The organism is Arthrobacter sp. NPDC058127, assembly GCF_042884555.1.
Taxonomy (GTDB): Bacteria; Actinomycetota; Actinomycetes; order Actinomycetales; family Micrococcaceae; genus Arthrobacter.
The window spans coordinates 51,759-64,774 of sequence record NZ_JBHVTT010000009.1 but is presented as its reverse complement, the minus strand read 5'-3'; the positions used below and the strand labels follow the sequence as shown (position 1 = coordinate 64,774).

The window sequence follows — 13,016 nt, the reverse complement described above, 5'->3', positions numbered from 1 at the left end:
GGCAAGTCGTTGACGCAGATCCTTGATTTTTAGGGGTTTTGCTCCGAAATGGTCAAGAGATCCTATGTCTGGACCCGGATTGGTCTACTCCGCGACCCCTAGCATTTAGGACACACCACTGAACCCGAGGAAGGGAACCACGATGGGCGATCTGGCGCGACTGCCGTTGCTTGAGAAGGCACCTACTACGCATGCACGCCTGTTGGCCTGGGTGGAGGAAGTAGCCGAGCTGACACAGCCGGACCGCATCCACTGGGTTGACGGCAGCGAAGCTGAAAATAAGAAGCTGACCGACGAACTCGTCGCAGCGGGCACCCTGAAAAGGCTGAATCCGGAGACTTTCCCGAACTCCTTCGCCGCATTCTCCGATCCCGCCGATGTTGCGCGTGTGGAAGAGCAGACCTTCATCTGCTCCGAGAACGAGCGCGATGCAGGCTTCACCAACAACTGGATGGCCCCGGCCGAGATGAAGCAGAAGCTGCGCGGCTTGTTCGCCGGCTCCATGCGCGGCCGCACCATGTACGTCATTCCATTCGTCATGGGCCACCTGGATGCCGAAGATCCGAAGTTCGGCGTCGAGATCACTGACTCCGCCTACGTTGTTGCCTCGATGCGCATCATGGCCCGCATCGGTACCGACGTCCTTGAGCGCATTACGCAGACCGACGCTTTCTTCGTCCCGGCGTTGCACTCCCTGGGTGCTCCTTTGGAAGCCGGCCAGGCAGACGTAGCTTGGCCCTGCAACCCGGACAAATGGATCGTGCACTTCCCCGAAGAGCGCTCCATTTGGTCCTTCGGCTCGGGTTACGGCGGCAACGCCCTCCTTGGCAAGAAGTGCTACGCCCTGCGCATCGCGTCCGTCATGGCCCGTGACGAAGGCTGGCTGGCCGAGCACATGCTCATCCTGAAGCTGACTTCCCCGGAGCAGAAGACCTACTACATCTCTGCAGCATTCCCCTCCGCCTGCGGCAAGACCAACCTCGCGTTGCTCGACCCCACCATCAAGGGCTGGAAGGTGGAGACCCTCGGCGACGACATCACCTGGATGCGGTTCGGCAAGGAGGGCGAGCTTCGCGCCGTCAACCCCGAGGCCGGCCTGTTCGGCGTCGCTCCCGGCACCGGTTGGGGCACCAACCCCAATGCCATGCGTGCCATCGCCAAGGGCAACAGTATCTTCACCAACGTCGCGATGACCGACGACGGCGGCGTGTGGTGGGAGGGCATGACCGAGGAAACTCCGGCACACCTGACCGACTGGCAGGGCAACTCCTGGACTCCCGATTCCGACAAGCCTGCAGCGCACCCGAACTCGCGCTTCTGCACGCCGATCGACCAGATCGACATGCTGGCCGAGGAATACTTCAGCCCCGAAGGCGTGGAGCTTTCCGCGATCCTCTTCGGCGGCCGCCGCAAGACCACCATCCCGCTGGTCACCGAGGCCCGCGACTGGTCCAACGGCATCTTCATGGGTTCCACGCTGTCCTCCGAAACCACCGCTGCAGCGGCCGGTGCCGTTGGCGTTGTGCGTCGCGACCCGATGGCCATGCTGCCGTTCATCGGCTACGACGCAGGCGACTACCTGAACCACTGGGTCAACCTGTCCGCCAAGGCCAACCCGGAGCGACTGCCCAAGATCTTCCTGGTCAACTGGTTCCGCCGCACTGCCGAGGGTGGCTTCGCCTGGCCCGGCTTTGGAGACAACGCCCGCGTCCTCAAGTGGGCCATCGAGCGGCTCGAAGGCAAGGCCGACGCGGTCGAGACTCCCATCGGCTTCGTGCCGACCGGTGAGGCCATCGACCTCGAAGGCCTGGACATGACCCCCGCCGAGGTGGAAGCCGCAGTGCGCGTCGACCCAGCCGAGTGGGAGACCGAACTGGCATCGATCGAGGAATGGTACGCAAAGTTCGGCGGTTCCCTGCCTGCAGCGCTGCTCTCCGAGCTCGACGGCCTGAAGGCCCGCCTGGCCTAGCCCACCTGCCGGCAACCCGGCTTATGACGACGGCGGTCCCGCACCAAGGTGCGGGACCGCCGTCGTTTCCCTTTCCTGAGCATTGTGCCGCGATGTGGCCGAGAGTAGCTTTTAGAGAACCAGCAGTTCTCTAATTTTCGGGGGGTCCGGCCATGGACGATGCCGAGCGGTACACAAAAGAATCCACTCTGGCGTCAGGACCGCATGAGGGGTCCAAGATAACCGGGCAGGCCACCGCGCCCTTGGCCGATTTCGGCGTGGGGGACGTCGCCGTCGCCGGTGGAAAGGGTGCAGCTCTCGGGGAGTTGGTGCGTCAAGGGTTCCCGGTGCCGCCGGGTTTCATCGTCACCACGAGCGCGTACCTGTCCTTCCTGGCGGAAACGAATGTTGGGGCGGCGCTGGGCGGCTTTCTGTCCGTCGAACCCGATGAAGTGCCCGACGGCGGTGCGCCCGACGGCGGCGACGGCACCGGCGGGGCCGCCCTGCGAGCCCTCTTCGCCGGAGCGGAAATGCCTGGCCGGCTGCGGCGGGAGATCCTCGATGCCTATGCGGGGCTGGGCGGCGGGGCGGTCGCGGTCCGGTCCAGCGCTACGGCGGAGGATCTTCCGGGAGCCGCGTTCGCTGGTCAGCAGGACACCTATCTCAACGTGCAAGGCGCGGACGATGTAGTCCAGGCGGTAGCCAGCTGCTGGGCATCGTTGTGGACGGACCGCGCGATGGCCTATCGCCGGCGGCAGGGGATCGATCCGCACGAGGTGGCCATCGCCGTCGTCGTGCAAAAGATGGTGCCGGCCGCCATGGCAGGTGTCCTGTTCACTGCGAACCCGGTCACGGGCGAGCGCGGCGAGCTGGTGGTGGACGCGAACCCCGGACTGGGTGAGGCCGTGGTCTCCGGGCGCGTGACGCCGGAGCATTATGTCCTGGACGCCTCGGGAAAGGTGCTGAGTTTCACGCCCGGTGGCCGCGAGGTGGTGATCAGCGCGGCTGAGGGCGGCGGCACGCAGGAAAGCTTCGGTGCCCAAGGTGCGACGCCCGGGCTCGCCGCTGCGGAATTGGCGGAATTGGCCACACTGGGAAAGAAGGCCCAGCAGCATTTCGGCCGGCCACAGGACATCGAATGGGCGGCGGTCGGCGGAAAGCTGTACTTGCTGCAGTCGAGGCCGATGACCGCACTTCCGCCCCAACCGCCCGTCCTCAACGCGGTCCAACGACGGGTGGGGCCGTTCTTCATAGAGATGTTCCAGTCGCGGCCGTATCCCTTGGATGTATCCGGCTGGATGAGCCGGGGAATCCTTGCCATGCTGCACGGGATGGCCGGGAGCGTGGGTGTGGTCTTCCCTACGGTTGAGGAGCTGCTGCCGGAGGAGGACGGGGTGGTGGTGCAGCTCATCCCACCTGTGCCGCGCCCGACCATTCGAACGCTTGCCGCGCCAGCGTCTTTGCTGCGCAGGGCGATGCGATTCAAAGCCCGCGCTTGGACCCAGGATCCTCGTTTCTCCTCGTTTATCGACAACATCGAACGACTGAATGGCAAAGACCTCGGCCCGCTGCGGTGGCGTGCGGTCACTGCCTTTGCCGGGGAATGCTTCGCGGCGATGCAGGGCATCACGGACTTGAGGGTCTCCTACCTGCCCGGCATCCTCGTGCCGGTGCTGAAAATGCGTTTCATGCTCTTGTTCCTGGGCAAGACAAAGCTCGCGCCAGCCCTGATTTCCGGGGCGGAAACCCGGACGAGCCAAGCGAACCGGGCCCTTGAACGGCTCGCGTCCATCGCGGCGGACGATCCCGGGCTGTCCCGCGCGCTACTTGATTCAAGCCCCCTTGAGCTCCTGGACTTGCTGGAAAAGGAACACGGACACCGTGCATTCCGCGAGGCTTTCGAGGCGTTTCAGCTCGAGTACGGCCACCGTGAGACCACGAGCGTTGTCCTCAGCAGTTCGCCCACGTGGTCCGATGCCCCCGAGGTGGTTTTGGGGCTCGTGAAGGCCATGTCCGGAGAACGGCCCCAAACGGCGGGCCAGGCCGGGAATGCGCTTGTGGAATTGAAACGCCATCCGGCTCTCCGCTTCGAACCGCTGCGGCGGAGGGTGCTCGCCGCCGTCGAGTCCGCCCAAGCCGGAATGGCGTTCCGCGAGGACAGCCACTTCTACGCCACCAAAGCCATCCCGCCTATCCGCCGGGCCTACCGGGAGCTCGGCCGCCGACTGGTGCTGGCCGGCGTGTTGGATGAGCCGGACGAAATCTACCACCTGCGGTTCGAGGAGCTCGAGTCCATCACTGACGCCGACGACGGCGCGCTGCCGGCTTCGCTCCGTGACCGTTTCCGGCCGCTTGTGCTGGCTCGGGCGGCGAAGCGGCGCGAGCTCGAAGGCATCCCGCTGCTCGATCCGGCTTTGCTCTTTGGCCGGGGCCGCCAGGGCCGCCAGGTGGAAGGGGCCCTCGTCTCCGGCACTGCAGCCAGCCGCGGCCGAGCGAGCGGGCCGGTCCGCGTGATCCGCGGGCCGGCGGAGTTCGGACTGCTGCGCAGCGGAGAGGTCCTCGTCTGCCCATACACCAACCCCGCCTGGACGCCGCTGTTCCAGCGGGCAGCCGCGGTTGTGGTGGACGCCGGTGGGCTCGGCTCGCATGCGGCAATCGTTGCAAGGGAATACGGAATTCCGGCCGTTATGGGCACCGGTTCGGGCACCAGCACATTGGTTGACGGGCAGGATGTGCTCGTGGACGGAACCCTGGGAGTGGTCCTTCCGGGCGCCTCGGCGGAGAGGCCTTGAGATGCCGGGGCAACGGGACCAGACACCCGAACAGCGGGACCATCGAAAGTTGCCGCGCCGCCGCGGGGCGGCCCTGAACAGCGCAATCTTCGAAGCAGTCCGGGCAGAGATCGCCGAGTCAGGCTACGCGGCGTTGACGATGGACAGCGTGGCCGAACGCGCCAGGGCGAGTAAAGCTTCGCTCTACAGGCGGTGGCCCGGACGTGCGGCCTTGGTGCTCGAGGCAGCCTACGATGCCATGCCCGGTCCGGCATCCGCGCCGGATACCGGCAGCCTGCGCGAAGACGCCCTGGCGATATTGCGGCTCGTGGCCCAACAACTGGAAGGAGCGGTGGGGCAAGCCATGCGCGGGTTGTTGGGGGAGGCGCTCCAGAATCCGGCGGTGGCGGCTCAGATCCGGGAGTACGCCCGCGGCAACGTAGCTAAGATCATGCGCGCGATCATTGAGCAGGCCGCGGCTCGCGGCGAATGCGATCCCGGCCTGGCCACGGAGACGAGGATCGAAGCCGGCCCCGCCTTGCTCAGGCAGAGGTTCATCTTCTCCGGAATGCCGATTGATGACGATTTCTTGGTGCACGTGGTGGATGAAGTGATGCTGCCACTGCTGGTTGGGCCGCCCAACTGACTCGCAGTTGTTGTCGTTTTGAGGCTCCAAAACGACAACAACTGCGTGGGCCCACGCCGCCAGGGTTCCCTGGCTGTGGGGCCCCACCGGCGAGGGTCCCTGCCTGAGCTTGCGAGGGCTGGGAGCCGGTGGGGACTTGCGCGGCGAGGGTGGCGGTGGGGACTAGTTGGGGTCATCTGCTGCTTGCTAGTTGGCGAGCCAGATATCAGGTCCGAAGACTTCGTAGTGAATCTTTGTGGCAGGGATTCCGGCGTTGATGGCTTCGTTGCGGATGTGCTTCATGAATGGCAGCGGTCCGCACAGATACAGCGAGGCATCCGCCGGAAGGTCCACTTCGCGCAGGGACATGAAGCCGGCATTGGACCCGGGCTGCGGTTCCTCCAGCCAGAGCTGGAGTTCCGCTGCGTCCAGGCGCTCGACGTCGTCCGTCATCTGCCCGCGCAAGGCCCAACTGTCCAGATTGCTCTCCGCGTGCAGGACCAGGATTTGGCGGTCGGAGCCGGAATCGGCGAGCGAGCGCAGGATGGAAGCCGTGGGCGTGCAGCCGATTCCGGCCGAGGCGAGGACCACGGGACCGTCGCCATCCTTGAGCGTGATCTCGCCGTAGGGGTTGGAGATCTCCAGGACATCGCCCACCACGACCGTGTTGTGCAACACGGGCGAGACCTCGCCGCCGTCGTCGATCTTGGTCGTGAAGCTACGGCTGGTGCCGGCATCGCCCGAAAGCGAGTACTGGCGGACCTGGCGCAGGCCGTCCGGGAGGGTGACCTTGACGCTGATGTATTGGCCCGGCAGTGCTGCGGTGATGGCGGTATCGTCGGCCGGCTCCAGGGTGAAGGTCATGGACCCGGTACCGGCGGGAGTCTTGGACACGACCTTCCAAGGGCTCCACATCTTGCCGTTGGCCTGCGCTGCGTAGAGCCCCTTTTCGAGCTTGATCAGCGCGTCTGCCATGAGCCAATAGACCTCTGTCCAGGCTTCGGCGATTTCAGGGGTGATGACTTCTGCCAGGTCCTCCGCGATGGCGGCGAAGAGGTGCTCGTAGACCACTTGGTACTGCGGCTCGGTGATCCCCAGGGAAGCATGGCGGTGTGCAATGCGCGACAGGACCGTCTCCGGAAGGGTGCCGGGGTTGCTCACCAGATGGCTTGCGAACGCGGCGATGCTCCCAGCCAGGGCCTGTTGCTGGTTGCCGGAGCGCTGGTTCGAACGGCTGAATAGCCCATCGAGCAGTTCGGGGTGCGCAGCGAAGAGGCGGGAGTAGAACTTGGGGGTGATGTCACCAATCCGGGAGCCGACGAGCGGCAAGGTGGCCTCGATGACGGGGAAGGACTTGTCCGAGAGCATAGGTACTCCTGTCGTAGTGGCCCGTGGGGGTGCATGCGGACCGGGATCAATACTTGTATTTGGAATGCAAGTATCTATAGCTAAATTTCTACACGCTGTAGAAGGATTTGGCGAATCGACAGCCCGGAGATGACAGAGGCGCGCCAGGACCCTGGTTTACAGCCCCGGGCGTAGCCCGATCGCCTGGAACGCCGGCGCCATTTGCCGCAGGCGCGGTAGGGAGGATACGACGACGTCGTCCAGTTCCCGGTAGAAGGCTTCCCTTGCGCGGGCCAGGGCATGGCGAAGGCCGCATTCGGTGATCAGGGGGCAGTCGCCATGCACGGATTGGCACTCGGCGGGATCGGGCCTGTTATTCAACTCCCGCAGGATGTGGCCAACGGTGGCCTTCTGTCCGGCGGCGCTGAGCCGGGATCCCCCTTTGCGTCCTCGCTCGACGTCGATGAGGCCCAGCTCCCGTAGCCGAACAATGGCCTTGCTGACGTGGTGGTAAGGAGTCCCTACTGCGTCTGCGATGTTTTGGGTCGTCAGGAGTTCACCTGCGGGCGCGGACGAGAGAACCAGGAGCGCACGCAGGCTCACATCCGCGAAGGCATTGATCTTCATGCCCTCAAGCTTACGGAGTAAGGTCTAGTCAACCCATACGAGGCGTTCATTGGTGTCAGCTTCGGCATTGTCAAAGGTGAAGCCTTCGGCGATCTGGACATAGGGGACGACGGCTGCCATCAGCCCGCCGCTACGGTGCTCAGCCGCGGCGTGAATCCCGTCCGAGCCGTGTTCCGGAAGGATGACGTCGCTGGCGATCGCCACCGCGCGGTATTCGTCACGGCCTTGGCGCAGCAATTCGAGGATGTCTGCCAACATCGACTCCGTGTCGACGTGTCCCTCGTCGTCCGGCTCTCCGGGCGTTACGAAGACGATCCGAAGTTCGTTATCCTCCGCGAGCGTGACTGCGAAGGGCAGGAAGCCACCGTTTTGTTCCAAATGTTCCTGCGCCGTCGCCAGGGCGGCACCAAGCGTTTCACGGACTTCGCGGAGCTCTTGTTCCTTTGTGCTTTCGAGGCCGTTGCTTGCGGTGCTCATGCTCCTGCTCGCCTTCGGGGCTGCCGGTTAGGACCGGACCAGTGCAAGCACGCGGTCCCGGACCTTTTCCATGGTGGCAACATCCTTCGCCTCGGCGTTCAGGCGCAGGAATGGTTCCGTGTTGGACGGGCGAAGATTGAACCACCAGCTGCCGTCCTTCGCGGTGAACGTGCTGCCGTCCATGGTGTCCACGTCGACGTCTTCGTCATCGAAATCGGCGCGGACCCGCTCAATGGCTCCTGCCTTGTCTTCGATTTCGGAATTGATTTCACCGGAAGAGACATACGGCTCGTACTGGCGGCCAAGCTCGGACAGCGGGCCGTCCTGCTCGCCCAGTGCCGCCAAGACGTGCATGGCCGCGAGCATGCCGGTGTCTGCGTTCCAAAAATCGCGGAAGTAGAAGTGCGCCGAGTGTTCGCCGCCGAAGACGGCTCCTTCTTCGGCCATGACAGCCTTGATGAACGAGTGCCCCACGCGGGTGCGAACGGCCCTGCCACCCTCCGTCGCCACGAGTTCCGGGACTGCTCGCGAGGTCAGCAGGTTGTGGATGATCACGGGTGTCTCTTCACCCGCTGCCTGTGCGCGGGCGATTTCCCGACGCGCAACCATGCCGGTGATGGCAGACGGAGATACCGGTTCGCCCTTCTCGTCAATCACGAAGCAACGGTCGGCGTCGCCGTCGAACGCCAGGCCGATATCCGCGCCGTGCTCGATGACTGCGGCCTGAAGATCGCGCAGGTTTTCGGGCTCAAGCGGATTGGCCGGGTGATTCGGGAAGGAGCCGTCCAGCTCAAAGTACAGCGGGACGATCTCGAACGGCAGGGCAGGAAGCAGCTGGTCACCAAGCACTGCGGGAGTGGTCAGCCCGGCCATGCCGTTTCCGGCGTCGACGACGATCTTCAGCGGACGGGAGCCCTTGAGTTCAACCAGGCTGCGCAAGTACTCCGAGTAGTCCTTCAGGACATCGCGGGTGCTGATCTTGCCTTGTACATCTGCAGCCGGGATGCTTCCGTTGTTGAGGTACTTCTCCGCCAGCGTCTGGATTTCCTTGAGGCCTGTTTCGGAGGAGATCGGCTGGGCGCCGGCCTTGGACATCTTGATGCCGTTGTACTCGGCGGGGTTGTGGCTTGCGGTGAACGTGGCACCAGCCGCGTTCAGGGCACCGCAGGCGTAGTAGAGCTCGTCGGTGGAGATGAGGTCAAGGAGCTGGACATTGGCGCCGCGGCGAGCAGCGCCGTCGGCGAATGCCTTGATGAATTCGGGGGATGACGGGCGCATGTCGCCGCCAACCAGCACAGTCTCGCCAGCCAGGCCGAGGGTGTCGACGAAGGCCGCGCCGACGGATTCCACGATGTGGGATGTGATGGATTCGCCGACGATTCCCCGCACGTCATAGGCCTTGAAGGAAGCTGAGAGGTCAAATGTCTTGTTCTGCTCGCTAGTCACGCGCTCAATCTTACTGTGGAGCGGGGGCGTCGCTGCGCAGGGACGCCATCTCTGTGGAAAACGCTTGTCCACATAGATGACGTTCCGGGTTCTGGCTGTCTGCGGGTGCTGGAATACTGAAGCCATGCCCAACAACCCGGATGCTGCCCTACTCGCAGCGGAACAGTCCACCACCCGGCTGCAGGCCCTTGAAGTCCTGAAGGAGCTTGTGGGAAATGGAGACGCCCGATTCCACGATGGACAGTATGAAGCGATTGAGGCGCTCGTCGACGCCGGACGGCGCGCTTTGGTGGTGCAGCGGACGGGCTGGGGCAAGTCGGCTGTGTACTTCGTCTCGTCGTTGCTGTTGAGGCGCCGGGGCGCAGGGCCCACGCTCATCGTTTCGCCGCTGCTTGCGCTCATGCGGGATCAAGTGGCGGCGGCCGCGCGTGCCGGCGTGCGAGCCGTGGCGATCAACTCCGCCAATCAACTTGAGTGGGACAACGTCCGCGAGCAACTGGCCGCGGACGAGGTGGATGTTCTCCTGGTTTCGCCGGAGCGGCTCACCAATCCTTCGTTCCGGGAAAACCAGCTTCCCGAGCTCATCCGGCGTACCGGTCTCCTCGTGATTGACGAGGCTCACTGCATTTCGGACTGGGGACACGATTTCCGTCCCGACTATAGGCGCATTTCCGATCTCATCGAGCAACTGCCTGGCAGTGTTCCAGTGCTGGCCACCACAGCCACGGCCAACTCCCGGGTGGTTCATGACATCGAAGAGCAGCTCGGCGCCGGAGTGCTGACCATCCGCGGGCAGCTTGGCCGCGAGTCCTTGCGGCTGGGTGTCTTGAAGCTCGCCGATTCGCGGGATCGCCTTGGCTGGTTGCTGACCCATCTGGCAGACATGCCAGGCAGCGGAATCATCTATACCTTGACCGTTTCGGCCGCTGAAGACACCGCACGGCTGCTCTCCGAGGCAGGCCACAACGTCTTGTCCTACACCGGGCGGACGGACCCCGCGGATCGTGAACGGGCCGAGCAACTCCTCAAGGACAACCAAGTGAAGGCGCTCGTTGCCACCTCGGCGCTCGGCATGGGCTTCGATAAACCGGATCTCGGGTTCGTCATCCACCTTGGTGCCCCGTCATCGCCGGTGGCTTACTACCAGCAAGTCGGCCGTGCCGGCCGTGGCGCCGCGAATGCGGATGTGCTCCTCCTGCCCGGATCCGAGGACCGCGAAATCTGGCAGTACTTTGCGACTGCTTCTATGCCCTCGGAGGAAAAGGCCGCAGCCGTCCTCAACGTCTTGGCCGAATCCGGCTCTGCCTTGTCAACGGTGGCCCTTGAGGCGCGGGTGGACCTGCGCCGGACGCCCTTGGAACTCCTGCTGAAGGTCTTGGCGGTGGATGGAGCGGTGGAGCGCGTAGGCGGTGGCTGGAGGTCCACGGGACGTCCGTGGATCTACGACGCCGAACGCTACGCCCGCATCGCCGAGGCCCGGGTGGATGAGCAGGATTCCATGGTGATTTACCAGGACACCGCCGGATGCCGCATGGAATACATCACCGCGGTCCTGGACGACGAATCCGCACGTGCATGCGGCCGTTGCGACAATTGCGCCGGCAAGTGGTTCCCGGCGGACGTGGCAGCCGCAGCCGCCGACGCCGCCGGGCAGACCCTCCGGCGCGCGGGTCTAGCGCTCGATCCACGGCTTCAATGGCCCAGTGGCATGGACCGGCTGGGCGTGACGGTAAAAGGCAAGATCAAGCCCGACGAGTTGCTGGCCGAAGGACGCGTCCTGGCCCGCCTGACCGATCTCGGCTGGGGTGGTGCCCTCCGTGAACTTTTTGCCGCCGGGGCGGCTGACCGCGAGGTTGAACCTGCCATGTTGCAGGCCTGCGTGCAGGTCTTGCGCGAATGGTCTGCCGGTGACGGCCGATCCACCGGGTGGAGCGGCCAAGGGCGTCCGGCGGCCGTCGTGAGCATCCCGTCCAGGAACAAGCCGGCGCTCGTCGAATCCTTGGCGCGCGGCATCGCCGGGATCGGCCAGATGCCGTATTTGGGTTCCCTCGAACTCCAGCACGGCGGCCCCACGGGCGGGCGCGGTGGCAACAGCGCCTATCGGCTCGCCGGCGTCTGGGAACGCCTCGTGGTGGGTCCCGAACTTGGACAGAACCTTGCATCGCTAGGGGGTCAAGGCATCCTCTTGGTCGATGACTTGGCGGACAGCCGCTGGACCATGACTGTTGCTGGCCGCGCCCTCAGGCAAGCCGGGGCAGGATCGGTGTTGCCTCTCGTCCTCGGTCAAGCAGCGTGATGGGCGCAGCCCCGGACGTCCAGTCCGAATCCAAGTGGCAGCCACGGCTCGCGTTGCTGGTTGCCGCCACCTTCTTCATGGAGTTCCTGGACGGAACAGTCCTTACTACCGCCATGCCGAGCATCGCGGCCGACTTCAAAGTGGTCTCGGCCGATGTCAACGTTACGATGACTGCTTACTTGGTGACCGTGGCCATGGGAATTCCGCTCAGCAGTTGGCTCGCAGAACGCTTTGGCGCGCGTCGGATCTTCTGTCTGGCTATCGCTGTGTTTACCGTTGCGTCGCTGCTGTGCGCAGCAAGCCAGGACCTCACCCTGTTGACGTTGAGCCGGGTGGCACAAGGCGCCGGTGGGGCGATGATGGTGCCGGTAGGGACTCTCGTAGTGCTGCGGGGCACACCCAAGTCGGAGCTCCTCCGAGCCACGGCATTCCTTGTTTGGCCCGGGTTGTTGGCCCCCGTTTTGGCGCCGCTTGTGGGCGGAGCTTTCACAACCTATCTTTCCTGGCACTGGATCTTCCTGATCAACGTCCCGCTGGGCCTTGCTGCGTTCGTTGCAGCCCTGAGGCTGGTTCCGCGTACGGGAGGCGATGCCGGCCGGCGGCTCGACTGGCTCGGCCTCGCACTCACCACTTTCGGCGTCGGATCGCTTGTGGTGGGTCTTGAAGGGGTTGGCGGCCATGGCGCGGGCGCGGTCCCGGCAGCCGTGCTGCTGGCCGGAGCATTGGCTTTGGCCGGAGCGGCCTGGTGGATGCTCAAGGCCAAGGCCCCGCTCTTCGATCTCCGGGTTTTCGCCACTCGCACGTTCCGGGCCACTTCCACCGGAGGGTTCGTCTATCGCCTGACCATCAGCTCGGTGCCGTTTCTGCTACCGCTGTTGTTCCAGGACGGCTTTGGCTGGGATCCACTTAAATCCGGTGCGATGGTGGCCGCGGTGTTCATCGGCAACATCGGCATCAAGCCGGCCACGACGCCCATCATTCGGCGGTTCGGTTTCAAGCCTGTGTTGGTCTTCGCCTCTTTCGCGTCGGCCGTCACCTTTGCCGCTTGTGCGGCCCTCAACGCAGGGACCCCGGAGCCTTTGATTTTTGCCTTGCTGCTGGCCAGCGGGGCCTTCCGTTCGATCGGCTTCTCGGCGTACGCCTCCGTGCAGTATGCGGATATCGTCCCGGGGGAGCTTCCCTCGGCCAACGCAGTGTCAGCCACGTTGGTGCAACTGGCCGCGGGCGCTGGTATTGCAGTGGGTGCGCTCTTCCTGCGTCTCTTCGACCATGCGTCGTTCTTCGGCGACGGCCCTTCCTCGGCGTACCGTGGCGCCTTCCTCTCCATGGCTGCCGTGATGCTGTTGAGCACGGTGGACAGCCTCACGCTGCACCGGCACGCCGGAGCCGAAGTCAGCCGCAGCGTTGTGAGCAAGCCCGAGAAACGGCGCGGCTAGAGAGCCTTGGGGACGCCAATCGCCGGAACCTCCATCACGGAGA

The 13,016-nt window shown here is 64.6% G+C and carries 9 protein-coding genes; 5 read left to right on the top strand and 4 right to left on the bottom strand.

The features are described from left to right. Positions 1–142 precede the first annotated feature (142 nt). The 3 genes from ACFVTG_RS13555 (at position 143) to ACFVTG_RS13545 (ending at position 5,365) form a co-directional block, all read left to right on the top strand. Positions 143–1,969 (top strand): phosphoenolpyruvate carboxykinase (GTP), encoded by a 1,827-nt coding sequence (locus tag ACFVTG_RS13555; RefSeq protein WP_390281167.1) that lies wholly within the window; start codon positions 143–145, stop codon positions 1,967–1,969. Between the two features lie 152 nt (positions 1,970–2,121). Next, on the top strand, positions 2,122–4,740 hold the full coding sequence (locus tag ACFVTG_RS13550) for a PEP/pyruvate-binding domain-containing protein (RefSeq protein WP_390281165.1): 2,619 nt from the start codon (positions 2,122–2,124) through the stop codon (positions 4,738–4,740). Between the two features lies 1 nt (position 4,741). Beyond that, positions 4,742–5,365 carry a TetR/AcrR family transcriptional regulator gene (locus ACFVTG_RS13545; RefSeq protein WP_284753448.1) on the top strand — a complete coding sequence of 208 codons (624 nt, stop codon included), beginning with the start codon at positions 4,742–4,744 and terminating at the stop codon, positions 5,363–5,365. 186 nt (positions 5,366–5,551) lie between these two features. Here the strand turns inward: ACFVTG_RS13545 and ACFVTG_RS13540 are convergent, their stop codons facing one another. The 4 genes from ACFVTG_RS13540 to ACFVTG_RS13525 form a co-directional block, all read right to left on the bottom strand. Then, entirely contained in the window at positions 5,552–6,712 is a 1,161-nt protein-coding gene (locus ACFVTG_RS13540) for a globin domain-containing protein (RefSeq protein ID WP_390281162.1), read from the bottom strand. 156 nt (positions 6,713–6,868) lie between these two features. Next, positions 6,869–7,318, bottom strand: a complete 450-nt coding sequence (locus ACFVTG_RS13535) for an Rrf2 family transcriptional regulator (protein WP_284753446.1) — start codon at positions 7,316–7,318, stop codon at positions 6,869–6,871. 24 nt (positions 7,319–7,342) lie between these two features. Continuing rightward, positions 7,343–7,795: a hypothetical protein gene (locus ACFVTG_RS13530; RefSeq protein WP_390281160.1), complete on the bottom strand. Its 453-nt coding sequence runs from the start codon at positions 7,793–7,795 to the stop codon at positions 7,343–7,345. Between the two features lie 27 nt (positions 7,796–7,822). Next, positions 7,823–9,241 (bottom strand): phosphomannomutase/phosphoglucomutase, encoded by a 1,419-nt coding sequence (locus ACFVTG_RS13525; RefSeq protein WP_390281158.1) that lies wholly within the window; start codon positions 9,239–9,241, stop codon positions 7,823–7,825. A gap of 124 nt (positions 9,242–9,365) precedes the next feature. Here ACFVTG_RS13525 and ACFVTG_RS13520 point away from each other — a divergent pair, with 124 nt between their 5' ends. Next, positions 9,366–11,537 (top strand): RecQ family ATP-dependent DNA helicase, encoded by a 2,172-nt coding sequence (locus tag ACFVTG_RS13520; RefSeq protein ID WP_390281156.1) that lies wholly within the window; start codon positions 9,366–9,368, stop codon positions 11,535–11,537. After that, positions 11,537–12,973: an MFS transporter gene (locus ACFVTG_RS13515; RefSeq protein ID WP_390281154.1), complete on the top strand. Its 1,437-nt coding sequence runs from the start codon at positions 11,537–11,539 to the stop codon at positions 12,971–12,973. Before ACFVTG_RS13520 ends, ACFVTG_RS13515 begins: the two co-directional genes overlap by 1 nt. The last annotated feature ends 43 nt before the right edge of the window (positions 12,974–13,016 follow it).

Coding starts and splice junctions, on each gene's coding strand:
- ACFVTG_RS13520 (WP_390281156.1), top strand. CDS start 9,366: ATGCCCAACAACCCGGATGCTGCCCTACTCGCAGCGGAACAGTCCACC.
- ACFVTG_RS13530 (WP_390281160.1), bottom strand. CDS start 7,795: ATGAGCACCGCAAGCAACGGCCTCGAAAGCACAAAGGAACAAGAGCTC.
- ACFVTG_RS13555 (WP_390281167.1), top strand. CDS start 143: ATGGGCGATCTGGCGCGACTGCCGTTGCTTGAGAAGGCACCTACTACG.
- ACFVTG_RS13550 (WP_390281165.1), top strand. CDS start 2,122: ATGGACGATGCCGAGCGGTACACAAAAGAATCCACTCTGGCGTCAGGA.
- ACFVTG_RS13540 (WP_390281162.1), bottom strand. CDS start 6,712: ATGCTCTCGGACAAGTCCTTCCCCGTCATCGAGGCCACCTTGCCGCTC.
- ACFVTG_RS13535 (WP_284753446.1), bottom strand. CDS start 7,318: ATGAAGATCAATGCCTTCGCGGATGTGAGCCTGCGTGCGCTCCTGGTT.
- ACFVTG_RS13515 (WP_390281154.1), top strand. CDS start 11,537: ATGGGCGCAGCCCCGGACGTCCAGTCCGAATCCAAGTGGCAGCCACGG.
- ACFVTG_RS13545 (WP_284753448.1), top strand. CDS start 4,742: ATGCCGGGGCAACGGGACCAGACACCCGAACAGCGGGACCATCGAAAG.